The sequence below is a fragment of the Lichenifustis flavocetrariae genome, assembly GCF_026130545.1.
GTDB lineage: Bacteria > Pseudomonadota > Alphaproteobacteria > Rhizobiales > Beijerinckiaceae > Lichenihabitans > Lichenihabitans flavocetrariae.
On sequence record NZ_JAMOIM010000012.1, the window covers coordinates 130,670 to 148,351 of the forward strand.

Genomic DNA, 17,682 nt, shown 5'->3' on the forward strand with positions numbered 1-17,682 from the left:
GAGCACGAGACACGGATCTAAGTCAAAATTGATTTACCATCCGTTTGCCGCCTTCGAAATAATAGGCACCTGCGGCGCCGCCTCGCGCGGCAGCAGCCCGACGAGGCGAGGATCGTCAGCAATCTCGATCTGCTGGCCGATCGGCACAAAGCCCGAGCGTCTGTAGAAGGACAGCGCCGCCGGGTGATCCAGCGTGCAGGTGTGAACCCAGAACCGCTCGATCGGCGCCGACCAGGCGCGGGCGATGGCCCAATCCATGAGCCAGCGTCCGGCCCCCGTCCCGATCAAGGGCCGCGTGAGGCCGAAGAACGCGAGTTCGCAGTGACCCTGGACGCGAAAGTCGAGCTCCAGCAGGCCTTCCGCACGTCCCGCGTGACGCGGGACGAAAACCTCGACGTCCGGATGATGGACGATGGCCGCGAGGGCGGCGTCCGAAAGCGCGAGCCGGGAAAACCAGAGCCACTCCTGCCCGACGCGGCGAAACAGGTCCCGGTACTGGTCGAGCGGCATCATTTCCGCCCGCTCGATCCGGTGAGCGCCGCGGTCGACATCGGGACGAGGCAAGGGCCTTGCCATCTCCAGGGTCGTGACCACCGTCGCGATCTGCCCGGGAAGGACCTCGATCAACCCATCTCTCAGGCCCATACGCGGCCGCCGCGCCGGAGCACGTCATGGCAATGCCCCCGTGGTCTGGAAGCCGGGCAAATTACACTTGCGCTCATGCGAAGACGAATGTTCATTCACAGCCGCGCACGCGACGGAGGGTTCTCCGCCACGCGTGGCGAAAACGGGCGCAAGTCCCGTCACAGGGGGAAATATGGATCAAATCCTCACAGCGTTAAAGAGCGTGGTGGACACGCTCGGGGCGACCGTTCTGTTGCCCATCATCATCTTCGTGATCGGTGTCGTCCTCGGCGCGAAGCCCGGACGCGCCTTCCGGGCCGGATTGACGATCGGCATCGCCTTCATCGGCATCAATCTCGTGCTCGGCCTGATGTTGACGAGCCTCGGGGAAGTCGCCCAGGCGATCGTCAAGAACACCGGCATGCAGCGCGATATTGTCGATGTCGGCTGGCCCTCGGCGGCCGCCATCGCGTTCGGGTCGTCGGTCGGACTTTGGGTCATTCCCGTCGGCATCATCGTCAACGTCGTCCTCCTGGCCGCCCGGCTGACCCGCACGCTCAACGTGGACGTCTGGAACTTCTGGCATTTCGCCTTCGTGGGCTCGCTCGTCACGGCCGCGAGCGGCAGCCTTGGCTATGGCCTGATCGCCGCCGCCCTTATGGCGGCCTTGTCGCTGATGTTCGCCGATTGGACCGCCAAGGGCGTGCAGCGCTTCTACGGCGTGCCCGGCGTCTCGGTCCCGCATCTCGCCTCGGCCCAGATCGTGCCCCTGGCGATCGTGCTCAATTGGATCATGGACCGCATCCCTGGCTTCAACCGCATCCAGCTCGACACCGATACGATCCAGAAGCGGCTCGGTGTCTTCGGTGAACCGATCGTGCTCGGCCTGATCATCGGGCTCGTGCTCGGCGCGGTGGCCTTCTACAATCTCGGCGACGCGGGCGTGGCCATTTCCAAGACGCTGAAGACCGGCGTGACCTTGGCGGCCTCCATGCTGCTGCTGCCCCGAATGGTCAAGATTCTGATGGAAGGCCTGATCCCGATCTCGGAAGCCGCACAGGCCTTCGTGCAGACCCGGGCGGGTGATCGCGAACTCTACGTGGGTCTCGACTCGGCCATTTTGATCGGACATCCCGCGGCGATCGCCTCCTCGCTGATCCTGGTGCCCATTGCGATCGTGCTGTCGTTGATTCTCCCGGGCAACCGGGTGATCCTGTTCGCCGATCTCGCGGTGATCCCATTCCTGGTCGCCATGGCGGCCCCGATCGTCAACGGCAACGTGCTCCGCATGGTGATCATCGGCACCGTGACGCTGGTGATCGGGTTCTATGTGGGAACGAGCCTGTCGCCGCTGATGACCAGCGCCGCCAAGGCTGCGAATTTCGCGATCCCCGCGAACGCGACCGGCATCACCAGCGTGGTGGATGGGTTCCTGTACATTCCTCATCTGGTGATCGAAGCTGTGACCCGGTTCGGGATCATCGGTTTGATCCTGGTCGGGATCGTGGTTCTGGCCCTGATCTTCGGGTTCCGCGCGCGTCCGGCCCCCTGGGAGCTGCTGGCGGGCGCCGATCCCGATGACGTGACGGGGGCCGACGCCCTGCGCTCGGCTCCGGCGGAATGAGGGCTGCATGACCGGCTTGCAGGATATGTTGGACCCGCAGGCCATTTGCCTGCAGGTCGAGGTCGCCGATGCCGCCGCCGCGATCGGTCTGCTGGCGGAACGGCTCCACGCCCTCGGACGGGTGAAAGGGAGCTACCGCGACGCGGTGACCGAACGCGAGCGGACCATGCCGACCGGGCTGCCGCTCGGGGCCGTCAACGTCGCGGTTCCCCACACCGACCCCGTGCACGTGATCAACCCGTCCCTCGCGCTCGCGACGTTGCGAAGCCCGGTTCTGTTCGGCTCCATGGACGACCCGGACGAAATGATCCCCGTGCAGGTCGTCATGGCCATGGCCCTGACCGACAAGAACGCACAGATCGACATGCTGCAGCGGATTGCGAGCTTCATCCAGAACCCGGCCGCTCTCGCGGCCCTGGTGGCGGCCGAGACGCTGCTCCAGGCGCAGGCCGCTCTCAGCCAGATGGCACAGGACTGATCATGGCAATCAAGCAAAAGACCATTCTCGTGGCCTGCGGCACGGCCGTCGCCACCTCGACCCTCGTAGCCTATGCGATCGAGGAGACCATGAAGGAGCGCGGTCTCCGCGTCACCATCCGTCAGTGCAAGGCGACCGAAGTGCCAAGTCTCGTCGCCGATTGCGACCTCATCGTCGCGACGACACCGGTTCCGGACAATCTTGGCAAGCCGGTCATCAAGGGCCTGCCATTCCTGACCGGGATCGGCAAAGCCGACACGCTCGACAGGATCGAAAAAATCCTCCGGGAATGAGTCGCCGACGGGAAATGGGGCTTGTCGCCGCCAAGCCGCCCCGCTATACACCCGTCACCGCCCGCCGCCGAGTGCGCCCGGACGACGACAGGCTGTTTCCCAAACAGCAGATGTACGAAGATGGGGCCATAGCTCAGTTGGGAGAGCGCTTCAATGGCATTGAAGAGGTCGTCGGTTCGATTCCGTCTGGCTCCACCATCTCCGCTCTTTCTGATCCATGGTTTCGATCGGAAGGTTGAGCGAATCTAAATCGAGCTTTCCAAAGTCGTAGGTCCTGGGGCCGGCGAGTCGATCGACGAACACCCGACAGACAACCGGATCGTGGTTGAAGTCGTCGAAGCCGACCGTTTCGGACCGGCTCCGGGCTCGCCAATCTGTGTCTCTGCGGGACGACGTGATCTCGGCCGATCTTATTTCTTCGGCAGTGAGCCAAGCTTGTCGAGCAATTGCAGCGTGAATTCGGCACAAGCCTTCAAGGGCTCGTCCTCCGGGCAGGTCATCCCAAGGCTGATATCCCCTGCTTCGAGGCGGAATCGAGCCGCTTTGGTGGGCGGCGGCATCCGGTGAGGCCGGCCGTGCGGATGCATCATCTCGCCATCGCCGTGATCCCAATCGCTGGATGCCTCGTGATCGCCGGGGGGCGGGGGCGGCATCTTGCCATCACCGGCTTGGTCGTTTGTGGCTGGCGGAGGCGGCGCCAGCATGGCGTTTGGGGCCGGTTGGGCCTGCGCCACATGTCCGAGGAGAATGAGGGCAAAGCCTGTGCTCAGACTGATCTTCATCATGTCGGTATTCCTCCACTTGAAACCGGGTTCAATGGACCGCGTATGTGGACGCTAACGCGTCGCCGCGTCCAATCTATGCTGTCTCCATGCAAATCAGACGACGAAACAAGGGCGGACCCTTGCCGGCCCGCCTCAAAGTCCATTGCTCGTTGGGTGCCACGCGCAACAGCGAAAGCGCACCTCGCCTGGCGCTAGGCCGCGGCAGTGTCACGCAGGTGGGAGCCAGTCAGAGGCCAAGACCCACCTCGTCAAATCACTTGAGGCCGTCCAGAAGATGGAGTTCGCCCAACCCTTCCGATTGACCTCCCTGGCTACCGGTTGCACGTTCATGGTTGCGCCGGTCGATCCTGAGATCCCCTCGAAAGGCGCCGAAGGCGAGAAGACGCGGGTCAAAGGCCTTACGAATCTGACCTACGCCACTATACACGATGCCAAGACATCAAAGGGCATTGGCATTCTAGTCTCTAAGGATGGTGGGTACACTCAGATCGACTGGAGTTTTCCAGAAACGCCTTGGAAGTTCGATCCGCAAATGGAAGCTCGTCTTTCTACAGGAGACCTTTTCAGGAAAACGGCCGAGAAGATAATCGACAATTTTTTATCCTTAGGTTGATATCAAATTCTAAGACGTAATTTAGTAAAAGAACTACTGAGCAAAAATCGTCTCAATACTTTGAGAATATTTATATCGGCTATTTGAGATTTTTGACGCTCTCAAGTTCCCCGGATTGCTGCGCCCTACTTGCCAGTCAGTACTTAAGATCCCCTTCTAAAAAGCATGCGTTGCACGACATCGCGGGCTAGGCTCTTGGCTATACAAATTTACAGTGAATGTTGTCGATCGTATAGCCTTGGTAATCTAGGAGACGAGAATGTGCAGTAGAGATCTGGCATCTATCCATAGGCCTAGCAGCACACCTTCTCACTCGGCCGGCGCAACGCCCCCGGCGCTCGACCCCGACGCCATCGCCTCGAACACGCCGTCCCGCCGGACGAAGGCGTGGAACAGCGCCGCGCCGAGGTGCAGGAGGATCAGGGCGAAAAACGCGAAGGCCAGGTAATAATGCGCGGTCCAGAGCGTCGCATGCAGGCCGTCGCTCTGCGGCAGGATCGGCGGGAGATGCACGCCACCGAACAACACGATCGGGTAGCCGGCCGCCGACAACATGCCCCAGCCGATCAGCGGCATGGCGATCATCAGCGCATAGAAGGCGTAATGCGACAGATGGGCAGCGAGCTTCATGGGCTCCGGCAGATCGGCCGGCAGTGCCGGCGCGCCGTCACGCAGCCGCACCCCCAATCGCACCAGGGCCAGCACCAGGATCGCGATGCCGAGCGGCTTGTGGATCGACACGAGCGTCAGGTATTTCGGCATCACGGTCGAGACCATGCCGACCCCGATGAACAGCATGGCCAGGATGCAGATGGCCATCAGCCAGTGCAGCAGGCGCTGCAGCGGGGTGAAATGCTGGCGCGCCATGGTCATGGCTTGGCTCCCGTTGCGGTGCGAGGATAGTCCTGCGCCTCGGCCGTGCGACGATCGAAGGATTTGGCATAGGCGGCCGAACGTGCGGCCGGGAACGGGTCGTCCGACGTCTTGATGCCGGACGGCAGGACCGTGGGATCGTAGTTGATATCGCGGCAGGGACCGTCCTGCTCCGCCTCGATCTTCTGCACGGTCAGCGTGCCGACCTCTACCGTATGCCGATCATCCGGCCAGGCCTTGCTCGGGTCCGCGGTCGGATCACCCGGATTGGCGACGGTGACCCGCAGGGTCCAGCGCTGCGGGCCGCCATGGACCCGGTCGGTGATCTCCTGTTCGAGGAAATCCGGGCCGCGCTTGGCGAGGTCGTCCGGCGACACCGGGACGGGCTGCGCGGCCGGCACGAGCGACCATCGCACCGCACTCTCCTTGCCGGATCCGTCGACGAAGATGAAACTGTTGATGCCGTTGAACCGCTCCTCGGCGTAGCTCCCTGTCCAGGGCGCACTCTTGGCCCATCCGCCGAAGGCCGCGATCTCGGGATGGGCGCCCGCGAAGGTCTTCATCGCATTAGGGTCCTTGCTGCCTTGCGCCAGCAGCAGGTCATAGAACGCCTGCGGGGTCGCGACCGGAAAGAACGGGACGTCGATCATGGCGCTTCGCCATAGCTGTCCATCCGGCGTCGCGATCTGCAGCCCCAGGCCCCGCACCCGGACCGTCGCATCTGCCGCATGCGGATCGGGCGTTCCGAGATTGAAGCGACCGAGCGCGGGGTATTGCCCGGCCGCGAAGACCTGCGCCTTGGAGAGCGCCGTTCCGGCCCCATTGGCGTCGAACACACCGGTGAAGCACACGCCCTTGGCATGGTTACGGCGATGGCCGAGAGCGGGGCCGCCGGGCGGCGCCAGGGCATCCACCATCTTGTCCGGCGTCAGCCGTTGGGGCGACAACCACCCTGCCGTATACGCAAAGGCGGTGGCTCCACCAGCAACGATTGCGGCAATCATAACCAGCGACCCCAGGGCGGATCGCGAAGGCGTGCGGGATGGCTCGGGCATGCGACCTCTCGATGGGATAAACGATCTCGCGCCGCAACCTAGCACGCCAGCAGAGCGTGAACAGGCCCGCTTAAGCTGTCGAATAACAGCCTGCGCGCGGTCGCGCAGAAGCACGTATCCGAGGTCTAGCGCTTGGCTTAGGCGTAGGCGCTTCGTATCGTCCGCAGGGTTCCGGTGCGCACTGGGTTGACGCGAAAAACCCAGAACACCGTCTTGAACCAGCCGCGCCGGACACAATCAATGACCTGGCCACATCCGCAACGTGGTTTCGACCAGGAATTCCAGTTCCGCGCGTGGCACGCCCGACGCGGCCTGAACCGCCATGCCCTGCATAATCGCCATCAGGTAGCGCGACAGACCAAGCGGCTCCATCGCGGCGGGCAGGTCGCCTTCGGCTTTCGCGGTTTCGAACCGTTTGAGCATGGCCGCTTCCACTGTGGCACCCCGTGACGCCACGGCAGCCCGGGCCAATTCTGCGTCTTTCCCACAGGCAACCGCATGGGTGACATAGAGACAACCGCGAGGGCCCTCATGCCCGGCATGAAGATCAAGCGCACCGCGAAGAATGGCTTCAACGGCGCCCCGCGCCGTTGGCATTTGTAGAGCCATGCTCATGAATGCTGAATTCTCACGGTCGTACAGGTCGAGTGCTTTGAGAAACAAAGATTCCTTATTGCCGAACGCCGCGTAGAGGCTCGGCCGGTTGATGCCCATCGCAGCCGTAAGGTCGCTGAGCGATGCGCCCTCATAGCCCTTAATCCAGAACACGCGCAGAGCCGCCGCGAGAGCGGTGTCAGAACAGAACTCGCGGGGACGCCCCAGCGGCACGACAACGTCTTTGGTCTCCATGGTCTTAAAGTAAGTGGGCCGCATGGCGACGTCTAGCCGTGGAGGCTAATTCCATACCGATCGGTACAGTAGGACTTGACACCCATCACGCGGTCACATACCTACCGATTAGTACATAAAGGGGAAAAAATGTCCAATCTTCGTGGCAAAGTGGCCCTGATCACCGGCGGAACCAGCGGCATTGGGGCCGCGACGGCCAAACGGTTCAAAGCCGAGGGCGCGACCGTGATCGTGACGGGCTCGAACCCCACGACGCTTGAGGCCGCACGTCGCGACCTGTCTGGCATCGAGGTCGTGGCGTCGGAGGCTGGCGATACCATGGCCGCAAAAGCCCTGATCGAGAGCGTCGTGGCAAAGCATGGCCGGATCGATGTGCTCTTCGTCAACGCTGGAATTGGCCGCTTTGCCCCGATCGAGGCCGTCGACGAAACATTCTTTGACGCCATTTTCGACATCAACGTGCGCGGCGCCTATTTCGTCATGAAACATGCCGCCCCGGTCATGTCGGACGGTGGGTCGATCATCCTCACCGGTTCGGTGTCCGGCGTGCAGGGTGGTGTCGCGAGGAGTGTTTACGCGGCCAGCAAGGCCGCCATTCGGTCGTTCGGGCGCACCTTCGCGGCCGAACTTGCGCCTCGCCGCATTCGTGTCAACACGATCAGCCCCGGCCCGATTGAGACCCCGATCTTCGGGAAGACAGGCATGAGCAAAGAGCAGCTTGCCGGCTTCATGGAGATGATGATGCCCCAAATTCCACTGAAACGGATCGGGCATGCCGAAGAGGTTGCGGCCGCCGCGCTTTTTCTCGCATCTGACGAATCATCCTACACGACCGGGACGGAATTGTTCGTCGACGGTGGCATGGTCGACGGCTGAGCGATCGCGCGCAGCTCGAAAATCCGATCAGGGGTAGGCGCTGTGCATGGTCCGCACCGCACCTTCCAGCGCGACCCCCTTCTCATCCGCCAACGCCGCCTCCTTCAACCGCCGCAGCCACGCCGCACTTTCGGGGCGGCCGGTCAGGAAGGGGACTTCGGCGAGCACCAGATCGAATTTCGACAGCCCACGCGCGTGAGTGTCGGAGTAACCCTTCACCAGGCGGCGGCACGCGAGGGCTTCCACGGCGAGGTCATAGTCGCGGGGCGCGGTGGTGGTGGTGACATCAAGCCAGTGAGCGATATGGCCGGTCTCACGCGCGTGGCGGAGCGAGCTGGAGCGGAAGCGTTTGAGGCCAGACAGAATATAGAGGCTTAAAAACCAGAGGATCGTCCCGGTCCGGACGCGGCGGCCGCGATTGACCACACGATCGAGCGCCCGGACGAGGGCCGGCCGGGCCTCGATGGCCTCGGCCCATCGGCGCGGCAGCGTGCCGAGCACTTCCTCCATGCGCGGATGCATGTATTCGGTCGTGTAGACGATCTGGTCGGCTTTGGCCGCGACCTCGCGGCGCACGCGATCGAACCGGCTCGCACGGGTCTTGAGATCGGCGACGCGAATGACGTCGTCATAGGCCAGAGCCACGGCCAGATATTTCGCGGCCTGGGTGGTCAGGGCGAAATGCTTGGCCTCACCGTCATGCTGCCGGTCGAGCGCCAGCAGCGGCTGGAGCCGATCGAGGTAGTCGGCCGCATAGGCGGCATCCTGGTAGCCGACGAGACGCTCGATGCCGGCGCGCGCAAACCCTTGTGCTTGCTCCGGCAACTCCCGTCCAATGCGCTCGAGCAGGGCGTCGAGATCGGGGTGACCGGTGCGCTCGGGTGTTAGGCTGGCCTTCGGCACGGGCTCGACGTGGCTGGTGTCGCTGGGCTTGGCCTGCGCCCGCTCGAAGGCGGCCGCGAAGCCACGCAGGCTCGGCGCGGCCCCCTTGCCGCCGGCCCGGATCGCCGCCTCGTAGGCGTCGCGCCGGAACGGCAGCACGCCCGTGCCGGCCAGGGCGCCAAACAGGGTCGCCGAGATCACGGTGCCGTTGCGCTCGGCCATGGTCTGCATGTCGAAGCTAACGATCTGCTTGGCCGCGACATCGCCCGCCTCGATCACGGCGCCCGAATCGGCGATGCCGTTGCCGGGACGCTCCTTTTCCTGCACCGCGAAGGCCCGGTGGGTCGAAGCGATGACGGTGGTGCGGTCGGGTGTCACCAGCCCGCGCAGGATGGAGCGGCCCGCCTCCATCCACTCGGCCGCGAGCACCACGTCGACATCGCCCGGCGTCGGCATCAAGGCGAAGATCGGCCGCTTGCCGTCCCGCTCGGGCAACATCTCGATATAGTAGATCGTGGCGCCCGTGCGCTGCGCCACCCCCGGCACGGAGGTGGACTGGGCCGCCCAGCCTTCGGCCTCCGCAAGGGCGACGATCCAATCGGACAGGACACCGCCGCCCTGCCCACCCATGGCCAGGATGGCGACGCAGATCGGGCGGTCGGTGGAAAGACGCAAGGGGGCCGTCATCGGCGCTCCCCTTCGCCCGCGAGAGCGGGAGAAGGTGGCCTTGCGAAGCAAGATCGGATGAGGGTCGGCTCGGCGCTGAGGTGGCCCTCATCCGTCACGGCTTCGCCGCGACACCTTCTCCCGCTCTCGCGGGAGAAGGGAAGCCGCATGGGGGACTTCACGCCTCCACCGCTGGCACGAATTCCACCCGTTGCGCCTCACGCCGCCTTTGCAAGGCCCCGATGACGGCTCCCCGCACCCGCGCCAAAAACCGGTCCCACCCGGTCGGGTTCGAGATGATATCCGCCCGGTAGAACGAGGGGCACAGCACGGCGGCTTCGGCCACCTCGCCGCAATTGCCGCAGCCGACGCAGCTCTGGTCGATGGCCGCCACCGGATCGTCCCGCAGAACATCGGCGGTTTCCTTCATGGACAGCGACGGGCAGCCCGACAGACGCATGCAGGCGTGGTCGCCGGTGCAGACATCCTCGTCGACCCCGAAGCGCTCGCGCACCATCCGCTTGCCGTCCGAGATCGCCTTGGCGACCAAAGGCCGGATGCGGCGCTGCTTGTTCAGCATGCATTCGGAGGAGGCCACGATGATCTTCGGGCCTTTCTCGGTCGAGGTCAGCGCTGCCTTCAGGGTGTCGCGCATCTTCGCGACGCTATAGGTGTGGTCGATCTGCCGGACCCAGGTGGCGCCGATGCCCCGCACTGCAGCCACGATCGAATTCTTGGTCAGCCGGCGAGGGTTGTCGGCGCGCGACGACAGGATGTCCTGTCCTCCCGTCGCGGCCGAGTAGAAATTATCGACCACCAGGATCACGCCGTCCTGCTTGTTGAAAACGGCATTGCCGACGCTCGACGTCAGGCCGTTGTGCCAGAAGCCGCCGTCGCCCATCACCGAAATGGGCCGCTTCGCCGCCGGCACGTTGAAGGCCGAGGCCGAGGCGGGCCCGAGCCCGTAGCCCATCGTGGTCGCGCCGATGTTGAAGGGCGGCAGGATCGAGAAGAGGTGGCAGCCGATGTCGGCCGAGACGTGGTGCACCCCGAGCTCCTGCTCCACCAGCTTCATGGCCGCGAAGATCGGCCGCTCCGGGCAGCCGATGCAGAAGCCGGCGGGACGCGGCGGCACCACCTCGGTCAGGCGCTTCACCTTCGGGTCGGCCAGCACAGTGGCGGCGCTCGGCACGGGCGGGCGGTTGCCGAGCAGCGCCGCCGCATGGGTCTCGATGAACTTTTCGAGGCCCCTGACCAGCACGGGCGCCGTATATTCGCCACCGAGCGGCAGCACATCCTTGCCGCTCACCTTCGTCTGGATGTCGCGCCGGCGCAGGATCGTGTGCAGCGTCTGCTCGATATATTCGGGCTGGCCCTCCTCGACCATGATGACGGCCTTCTTGCCGAGGCAGAAACTGACCACCTCGTCCTCGATCACCGGATAGGTGACGTTGAGCACATAGATCGGCACGACCGTGTCGCCGTAGATATCGGCGAGGCCGAGATATTGCAGCGCGCGCATCAGATTGTTGTACATGCCGCCTTGGACGATGATGCCGATCTCGCCCTCGGCCGGCCCGAAATGCTCGTTGAGCTTCCGGGCCTTGATGAAGTCGACGGCCGCCGGCCAGCGGGCTTCGAGCTTCTCCTTCTCGTGCGCATAGGCGGCGGGCGGCAGCACGATGCGGTTGACGTCGCGCCGCGGGTTCTCGACCGCCTCGCGCAGCGAGAAGGCCGGGCGCTTGTTGTCCTTGGCGACGAACTGGCCGTGCACGTGGCAGGTGCGGATGCGCACCTCCAGCATCACCGGGGTGTTCGAGGCCTCCGACAGTTCGAATCCGTCCTCGACCGCCTTCACGACGCTTTCCAGATTGGGGCGCGGGTCGAGCAGCCACATCTGCGATTTCATCGCATAGGCGTGGCTGCGCTCCTGCATGATGGAGGAGCCCTCGCCATAATCCTCGCCGATGACGATCAGCGCCCCGCCCATCACGCCGCCCGACGACAGGTTGGAGAGCGCGTCGGACGCCACATTGGTGCCGGCCGTCGATTTCCACGTCACGGCGCCCCGCACCGGATACATCACCGAGGCCGACAGCATGGCGGCGGCCGCGGCCTCCGAGGCCGAGGATTCGAAATGCACGCCGAGCTCGTCGAGCACGTCCCTGGCGTCGGCCAGTACATCCATCAGATGCGAGATCGGCGACCCCTGATAGCCGCCCACATAGGACACGCCCGATTGCAGCAACGCCTTGGTGATGGCGAGAATGCCCTCGCCCCGAAAGATCTCCCCCGCCCCGAGCTTGAGGTCCTCGACTTCGCGGGCGAAGGATCGTTCGGCCATGCGGGGCTCCTTCCGGCGCTCGATGCGGCCGGAGGGCGGGCGCGGAGCGGCGGGCAGCTTGGAAGAATTCTATGCATGTTCATAGATCGGGGTGGCGGGTGTCAATGGCGACGTCCGAGGCGGCCAGGAGAGCGCCGGCAGAACGGATCGCGGCCGGCGGGAGAATGGTCGAAATTGGCTTGCTCATTGGGGCCGTCCTCGCCTGCTAGTCCATTGTGCCGGCAAGACTCCTCGCTCTCATGCGCTGGAATTTCAAGACTTTCAGAGGCACAATGTCGTCAGGCTGACGAATCCGTTGGCAATCCACAAAGCAGGACCTTGACGCCATGAAGCCCCCGAGGGCGACCAGTCCCCAGATCAGGACCGTTGACCCTCTCCGCCGTCACGGAATCATGGGTGCTGCGGACAAGTTCCTGTTCGGCATCGTGCCGGTCATCTTCGCGGACGGTATAACCTTCGGCTTCCTCATCGAGCTTCCGCTGACGCCCGGACCCGGTTGCCTCAATGGAGGGACGTCACCAGCGTCAGCGAATTGAAACACACGTTCTTCGAAGTCATCCTGCTCCATCCCGCAGTCGATTTCGTGACCGCTATCGCCTAGACTGGCGCGTGGACAGTCAGACTATACAGAACTTGATCGTCGTGGACTAAGCAAATATTAACCGTTCAGAGCTTTTTAACCGCAAATAAACACTGCAAAAGGCTGAATTGACAGCCCAGGCCGCATTGGATATCAAGCGATAGACTATCAAATACGTTGATAGATTGAGCCTCTTCTATCGTATTGTTAGACTTTCAAGCAGCATTCTGCTGCGCGGGAATGTATCGACGATGTACAGCCCCGGCGCCATACAAGCTGCGGACCGACGCACACCCGGTGCCGAACAGAGCGCACCGAATGTGGTGAAACCGGGCGTCACGAAAGCTGTTGCGACAAAGCTCAGCCTGCGGCCCGGCATGGAGACACCCTTCGCGACCTGGCAGGCCGCTTTCACGCGAGCCGCCTCCGCGGCTCCGGACTTTGTCAGTCTGGAGATCATCCCTGCCTTTCCAGGCGCGGTCGATTGGCAGGTCATCCAGCGATTCAGTTCACCCGAGGGGCTGTCGCGCTGGGTGAGCGATGCGGGACGTGCCGCGCTCCTCGCGGAGCTCGCGGCAATCGAGGGTTCCGGTCAAGGGTCCCACCCCGATGAAGCGGCGCCGGATTTCCATTCGACCACCACGGTCACCGAGGTGTTCGCGACCGTCGTGAAGCCCGGGCAGGAGCACGCGTTCCGGCTCTGGAGCGAACGCATCCAACAAGAACAGGCCCGCTTCCCAGGCTATATGGGCACCTTGGTCCAGGCGCCTTTGTCGTTGGACGTCCCTTATTGGACCACGTTGGTCCGCTTCGAAGCCCCGGCCTTTCTTGATGCCTGGCTCCAGTCATCGGAGCGAAAGGCCATTCTAACCGAGGCGACGCCCGAGGTGTCGTCCTGGGAGAACCACCGGATGACCAACGCGTTCGCCGGCTGGTTCGCCAATGAGCAGCATCTCGCGCCGCCGCCGGCCTGGAAGCAGACGTGTCTCGTCCTGCTCGTCCTGTTTCCCATCGTCATGCTGGAAATCCGCTTCCTCAGCCCGTTGCTGAGCGGATTGCCGCTGGCCCTATCCACCTTCATAGGCAATGCGATCAGCGTTTCTGTCGTGTCGTGGCCCTTGATGGCAGTCGCCATTTTCGGCCTGGGCTGGTGGCTGCGGCCCCCGGCTCACCACCGCCGGCGAACGGAGTTGCTTGGCCTCTCGACGCTTGCTGCCTTGTACGCTCTGGAACTTTTGATTTTCACGTATCTGATGTGACGACGGCGCACGGATAGCAACACAAGCTGACCATAACCTCGCAGGGACAACAATCATGGCTGACGAACACAACGAATTCATGGCTCGGGCGATCGCCCTGTCGGAAAAGACCTCCCTGGTCGACAGCGCGGGCGGCGTCTTCGGCTGCGTGATCGTTCAGGACGGCAAGATCATCGCGGAAGGCGCCAACCGCGTCGTCGCGGAAAACGATCCGACCTGGCATGGCGAGATCGAAGCCATCCGCAAGGCCTGCAAGGCGGAAGGCAGCTTCAAGCTTCGCGATGCCACACTCTATACCAGCGCCGAGCCCTGCCCCATGTGCATGGCGGCCGCCTATTGGGCCGGCATCAAGCGCGTGTACTACGCCGCACAGGTCGAGGATGCGCTGGAATACGGCGGCTTCGACGACAGCATGATCTATGCCGAACTCAAGAAGGACGTCGAAGACCGATCGATTCCGATCAAGCAGATCATGCGCGCGGAGGCTGTCGAAGTCTGGAAGAAATATGCCCAGAAGGCAGATCGCGTTCCCTACTGAAATCTAGACACGCCTTCAGACGCATCTCTTGCCCGTTCAGACGATCGGGTCTGGACGGGATCCATTCTCCTGCCGTGGCCGGACATGAACATCGACAGCCTGAAGCAGGTCTGCAGGGGTCCGGTCATCGCGGCAGGCGATGCCGATTTCGCGGAGGCCATCCATGGAAACCTCTGGAACAGGCTGATCCCCGACCGCGCGCCGGACGCGGTCGTCAAGGCCGCGGATGAAGACGACATCATCGCGGCGGTGCGCTTTGCCCGCGCGAACGGCGTCAAAGTCGTCGTGCGCGGCGGCGGACACAATTGGTGTCAGCCTAGCCTGCGTCACGGCGGCATTCTGATCGACCTCCAGAAGCTCACGAAGGTGCTTTCGATCGATGCAGAGAACCGCAGAGCGGTGATCCAACCGATCATCAGCAATCGCGATATCCAGAAAGCCCTCAAACCCTTCGGACTGGCTTTCCCCACCGGCCATTGCCCGCAGGTCAAAGCCAGCGGCTATTTTCTCGGCGGCGGCATGGCCTGGAACCCCACGGTCTGGGGCTTAGGCGTGGAGAGCCTGGAGGCCATCGAACTCGTCACCGCACAGGGCGAACTGATCAAATCGAGCGCGACCGAGAACCCGGACTTCTTCTGGGCCGCCCGTGGCGCGGGTTACGGGTTCTTCGGCATCATCACGAAATATTACCTCAAGCTCCATCCCCTACCCAAAGCCATTCATGGCAGCACCTATTATCACCGGCTCGAGGATGCACCTGCCATCGGCGCCTGGCTGGGCGAACTGGCGCCGACGATGGCCCCGAGTGTCGAGTTGAGCCAGTTCATCGTCAAGGCTCCAACGGAGCTGAAGGACACAGCCTCCGGTCAGAACGGTTGGCTCTGCATGGTTACGGCATCGGCCTTCGAGGACACACGTGACGCGGCCGAAGCCGCACTGCGGCCGCTCGAGAAGCCGCCCGTCCGGCCGCTGTCAAAGTCTTTCGCGACGCCACTCGATTTCGAGCAGCTCTTCGACGCCTCCGGGTCGCTGTTTATCGAGGGTGCTCGCTGCAGGGTCGAGGCGACCTATTCCAATCACAGCCCCGGCGAGATGATGCAGGCCGTCTTGCCCTTGCTGCCGAAGGCGCCGTCGGCCAGCTCAGTGTTCCTGTTCACGATCTTCTGCGGTCCAAATATCCCGGCTCCGCGAAAGGATATGGCGCGATCCATGTCGGCCAAGGTTTACGGCGGCCCTTGGACCATGTGGCAGGAGGCCAAGGACGATCAAGCCAATACAGACTGGCATCAGGCGATGATCACCACCCTGCGGCCCTATAACGTCGGCTATTACATCAGCGAGTCGAATTCGGTGGAACGACCCGCCAGCGTGGTCGAGTCCTTCACGGCCGAAAAGTGGCAGAAGCTCAGTGACCTGCGGGAGAAGCACGATCCGGATCGCGTGTTCTTTGGCTATTTCGATGGCCTCGCCGACAAGTAGCGAATCCGCCCATGGTGCGTTTCCTGCCATTTCGTAAATCGAAGCGGCAGCCCTCAGCGTGGCCACTCCTCCGCTTTTCACGCTGATCTCCACATTGTCAGCCATTCTCAGCCTCCGGCGTCCCCCGGCCAAGGGGCGCAGAGACCGCATGTCATCGTTTCGCGCCGCCGCCCAAAACCTAAGCGCCCCCTGCCGAAAGGTTCATCGTCCACCTCTCTTGGCAATCTCCGCCCCATTGTTTTAAGCTTGAAGTATCGGGCGATGCGGCCTGGCCGCGACCGAGCCGACGCTTGGAGAAAAGTGCCATGATCGACGTTTCACGCCGTCACACCCTGGCGCTCGGCGCCGGCGGATTCATCGCCAGTCTGCTGGCCGGGCGCATCCCGGTCCAGGCCGCCGAGACCGGCACGCTGACGGTGGCGTTCAACGTCAACGTGCCGTCCTTCGACCCCACCACCGGCGCCTCGGCCGTCAACCCGACCATCCAGGCGATCTACCGCTCGATCTTCGACCAATATGTCGGCCAGAAGCCCGACCTCGCCTTCGAGCCGGGGCTGCTGACCGCCTGGGGCTGGAGCGACGACAAGTCCAAGGTGTGGATGGACGTGCGCGAGAACGTCACGTGGCACGACGGCTCGGCCTTCACGCCCGAGGATGTCGTGTGGTCGCTGACCCGCGCGGCCGACCCGAAGGCCGGCAACCCGATCCAGTTCGTCTGGTCCAAGATCGCCAATTTCAAGATCGAGGGCCATCGCATCACGGCCGATGTCGTGTCCTTCGAGCCGACGCTGTTCAAATGGATGGCCTTCCTGACCGGCTACGTGCTGCCCAAAACCTACTACGAGAAGGTCGGCCCGGAGGGGTTCGAGAAGAAGCCGGTCGGCACCGGGCCCTATATGTTCGATGCCTATGAGGGCAACGCCTATCTGCGCCTGAAGGCGAACCCGACCTATTGGGGCGGCAAGCCGCCCTTCGAGACGGTCGTGTTCAAATTCGTCACCGATGCGACGAGCCGGGCGGCCGAGATCGAGAGCGGCTCCTCCGACGTGACGCTGGAGATTCCTTACGAGGAATTCGATCGCCTGAAGGCCAAGTCCGGCCTCAAGGGCGTGGCGACGCCGGTCTCCGATATCGGCATGATCTTCATCTCGAACACCACGCCCGCGATGCTCGACAAGAACGTCCGGCTGGCTGCCATCCACGCCATCGACAAGGAGGCGATCATCAAGCGCCTGCTGCGCGGCTATGGCGTGCCGCTCGCGACCCTGGAAGCACCGGAATACGCGGCCTATGACGCGGCCATCAAGGTGCCCTACGACCCGAAGCTCGCCGCCGAACTGTTGAAGAAGAGCGGCTATTCGCCGGAAAAGCCCGTGAGTTTCACGATCCAGACGACACGCGGCTTCAAGCCGAAAGACTATGAGATGATCCAGGCGATCGTCGGCATGTGGCGCAAGGTCGGCATCGCGGCCGAGATCGAAGTCTACGAGATCGCCAAGCATTACGAGCTGCGCGCCGCCCACAAGCTGGCCCCCATGGCCTTCTACAATTGGGGCAATGCCATCGGGGACCCGACGACCTCGACCGGCTTCGCCATGTTCGGCCCTTCGCCGCATTCGGCCTGGAAGTCGGACGATCTCGATGCCAAGATCGGCCCGCTCTGGGGCGAGAAGGACGAGGCGAAGCGCATCGCGGGCTGGAAGGCGGTGGACCAGTATATCGCCGAGGAGGGGTTGGTGATCCCGCTGCTGCAATATGCCCAGCCCGTGATCTACAAGTCGTCGCTCAAGCTGACGCCCAATGTGTCGGGCGCGTTGCAGCCGACGCTCGTCGCCAAGGCCTGAGGCGAGGGCGACGAGGCGCG

16 protein-coding genes and 1 tRNA gene are annotated in these 17,682 nt (G+C 63.4%); 10 read left to right on the forward strand and 7 right to left on the reverse strand.

Annotation, left to right across the window (positions count from 1 at the left end; all coding sequences use genetic code 11):
- Positions 1–33 precede the first annotated feature (33 nt).
- Complete coding sequence (locus M8523_RS18350; RefSeq protein ID WP_282586345.1) at positions 34–645, reverse strand: GNAT family N-acetyltransferase; 612 nt, start codon at positions 643–645, stop codon at positions 34–36.
- 172 nt (positions 646–817) lie between these two features.
- Between M8523_RS18350 and M8523_RS18355 the strand changes: the two genes are divergently transcribed.
- The 4 genes from M8523_RS18355 to M8523_RS18370 all read left to right on the forward strand — a co-directional run bounded on the left by M8523_RS18355 (position 818) and on the right by M8523_RS18370 (position 3,217).
- Entirely contained in the window at positions 818–2,248 is a 1,431-nt protein-coding gene (locus M8523_RS18355) for a PTS galactitol transporter subunit IIC (RefSeq protein ID WP_282586346.1), read from the forward strand.
- Between the two features lie 7 nt (positions 2,249–2,255).
- The gene (locus M8523_RS18360; RefSeq protein ID WP_282586347.1) at positions 2,256–2,726 is read left to right on the forward strand and encodes a PTS sugar transporter subunit IIA; all 471 of its coding nucleotides are present in this window, start codon (positions 2,256–2,258) and stop codon (positions 2,724–2,726) included.
- Between the two features lie 2 nt (positions 2,727–2,728).
- On the forward strand, positions 2,729–3,019 hold the full coding sequence (locus M8523_RS18365) for a PTS sugar transporter subunit IIB (protein WP_282586348.1): 291 nt from the start codon (positions 2,729–2,731) through the stop codon (positions 3,017–3,019).
- A gap of 122 nt (positions 3,020–3,141) precedes the next feature.
- Positions 3,142–3,217 (forward strand) — tRNA-Ala (locus M8523_RS18370).
- A gap of 212 nt (positions 3,218–3,429) precedes the next feature.
- Here the strand turns inward: M8523_RS18370 and M8523_RS18375 are convergent.
- Positions 3,430–3,804, reverse strand: coding sequence for a hypothetical protein (locus M8523_RS18375; RefSeq protein ID WP_282586349.1), 375 nt, complete (start codon positions 3,802–3,804; stop codon positions 3,430–3,432).
- A gap of 328 nt (positions 3,805–4,132) precedes the next feature.
- Here M8523_RS18375 and M8523_RS18380 point away from each other — a divergent pair, with 328 nt between their 5' ends.
- Positions 4,133–4,417 (forward strand): hypothetical protein, encoded by a 285-nt coding sequence (locus M8523_RS18380; protein ID WP_282586350.1) that lies wholly within the window; start codon positions 4,133–4,135, stop codon positions 4,415–4,417.
- 309 nt (positions 4,418–4,726) lie between these two features.
- Here the strand turns inward: M8523_RS18380 and M8523_RS18385 are convergent, their stop codons facing one another.
- The 3 genes from M8523_RS18385 to M8523_RS18395 form a co-directional block, all read right to left on the reverse strand.
- A complete protein-coding gene (locus M8523_RS18385; protein WP_282586351.1) occupies positions 4,727–5,290 on the reverse strand; it encodes a cytochrome b in 564 nt (187 codons plus the stop codon).
- Entirely contained in the window at positions 5,287–6,345 is a 1,059-nt protein-coding gene (locus tag M8523_RS18390) for a catalase family peroxidase (protein ID WP_282586352.1), read from the reverse strand. Before M8523_RS18390 ends, M8523_RS18385 begins: the two co-directional genes overlap by 4 nt.
- Before the next feature lie 237 nt (positions 6,346–6,582).
- Positions 6,583–7,218, reverse strand: a complete 636-nt coding sequence (locus M8523_RS18395; protein WP_282586353.1) for a TetR/AcrR family transcriptional regulator — start codon at positions 7,216–7,218, stop codon at positions 6,583–6,585.
- A 51-nt stretch (positions 7,219–7,269) separates the two neighbouring features.
- Between M8523_RS18395 and M8523_RS18400 the strand changes: the two genes are divergently transcribed.
- The gene (locus M8523_RS18400; RefSeq protein WP_282586354.1) at positions 7,270–8,070 is read left to right on the forward strand and encodes an SDR family oxidoreductase; all 801 of its coding nucleotides are present in this window, start codon (positions 7,270–7,272) and stop codon (positions 8,068–8,070) included.
- Positions 8,071–8,097: 27 nt separating this feature from the next.
- Here M8523_RS18400 and M8523_RS18405 read toward each other — a convergent pair whose 3' ends face one another.
- Positions 8,098–9,639: an indolepyruvate oxidoreductase subunit beta family protein gene (locus M8523_RS18405; protein WP_282586355.1), complete on the reverse strand. Its 1,542-nt coding sequence runs from the start codon at positions 9,637–9,639 to the stop codon at positions 8,098–8,100.
- 157 nt (positions 9,640–9,796) lie between these two features.
- Positions 9,797–11,962 (reverse strand): thiamine pyrophosphate-dependent enzyme, encoded by a 2,166-nt coding sequence (locus tag M8523_RS18410; protein WP_282586356.1) that lies wholly within the window; start codon positions 11,960–11,962, stop codon positions 9,797–9,799.
- Between the two features lie 831 nt (positions 11,963–12,793).
- On the opposite strand from M8523_RS18410, the gene M8523_RS18415 reads away from it, so the two are divergent.
- The 4 genes from M8523_RS18415 (at position 12,794) to M8523_RS18430 (ending at position 17,662) form a co-directional block, all read left to right on the forward strand.
- On the forward strand, positions 12,794–13,801 hold the full coding sequence (locus tag M8523_RS18415; RefSeq protein ID WP_282586357.1) for a putative antibiotic biosynthesis monooxygenase: 1,008 nt from the start codon (positions 12,794–12,796) through the stop codon (positions 13,799–13,801).
- A gap of 55 nt (positions 13,802–13,856) precedes the next feature.
- The gene (locus M8523_RS18420) at positions 13,857–14,339 is read left to right on the forward strand and encodes a nucleoside deaminase (RefSeq protein WP_282586358.1); all 483 of its coding nucleotides are present in this window, start codon (positions 13,857–13,859) and stop codon (positions 14,337–14,339) included.
- Positions 14,340–14,423: 84 nt separating this feature from the next.
- Positions 14,424–15,818 (forward strand): FAD-binding oxidoreductase, encoded by a 1,395-nt coding sequence (locus tag M8523_RS18425; protein ID WP_282586359.1) that lies wholly within the window; start codon positions 14,424–14,426, stop codon positions 15,816–15,818.
- A gap of 305 nt (positions 15,819–16,123) precedes the next feature.
- Positions 16,124–17,662, forward strand: a complete 1,539-nt coding sequence (locus tag M8523_RS18430; RefSeq protein WP_282586360.1) for an ABC transporter substrate-binding protein — start codon at positions 16,124–16,126, stop codon at positions 17,660–17,662.
- Positions 17,663–17,682: the final 20 nt, after the last annotated feature.

Coding starts and splice junctions, on each gene's coding strand:
- M8523_RS18350 (WP_282586345.1), bottom strand. CDS start 645: ATGGGCCTGAGAGATGGGTTGATCGAGGTCCTTCCCGGGCAGATCGCG.
- M8523_RS18355 (WP_282586346.1), top strand. CDS start 818: ATGGATCAAATCCTCACAGCGTTAAAGAGCGTGGTGGACACGCTCGGG.
- M8523_RS18360 (WP_282586347.1), top strand. CDS start 2,256: ATGACCGGCTTGCAGGATATGTTGGACCCGCAGGCCATTTGCCTGCAG.
- M8523_RS18365 (WP_282586348.1), top strand. CDS start 2,729: ATGGCAATCAAGCAAAAGACCATTCTCGTGGCCTGCGGCACGGCCGTC.
- M8523_RS18375 (WP_282586349.1), bottom strand. CDS start 3,804: ATGATGAAGATCAGTCTGAGCACAGGCTTTGCCCTCATTCTCCTCGGA.
- M8523_RS18380 (WP_282586350.1), top strand. CDS start 4,133: ATGGTTGCGCCGGTCGATCCTGAGATCCCCTCGAAAGGCGCCGAAGGC.
- M8523_RS18385 (WP_282586351.1), bottom strand. CDS start 5,290: ATGACCATGGCGCGCCAGCATTTCACCCCGCTGCAGCGCCTGCTGCAC.
- M8523_RS18390 (WP_282586352.1), bottom strand. CDS start 6,345: ATGCCCGAGCCATCCCGCACGCCTTCGCGATCCGCCCTGGGGTCGCTG.
- M8523_RS18395 (WP_282586353.1), bottom strand. CDS start 7,218: ATGCGGCCCACTTACTTTAAGACCATGGAGACCAAAGACGTTGTCGTG.
- M8523_RS18405 (WP_282586355.1), bottom strand. CDS start 9,639: ATGACGGCCCCCTTGCGTCTTTCCACCGACCGCCCGATCTGCGTCGCC.
- M8523_RS18410 (WP_282586356.1), bottom strand. CDS start 11,962: ATGGCCGAACGATCCTTCGCCCGCGAAGTCGAGGACCTCAAGCTCGGG.
- M8523_RS18415 (WP_282586357.1), top strand. CDS start 12,794: ATGTACAGCCCCGGCGCCATACAAGCTGCGGACCGACGCACACCCGGT.
- M8523_RS18420 (WP_282586358.1), top strand. CDS start 13,857: ATGGCTGACGAACACAACGAATTCATGGCTCGGGCGATCGCCCTGTCG.
- M8523_RS18425 (WP_282586359.1), top strand. CDS start 14,424: ATGAACATCGACAGCCTGAAGCAGGTCTGCAGGGGTCCGGTCATCGCG.
- M8523_RS18430 (WP_282586360.1), top strand. CDS start 16,124: ATGATCGACGTTTCACGCCGTCACACCCTGGCGCTCGGCGCCGGCGGA.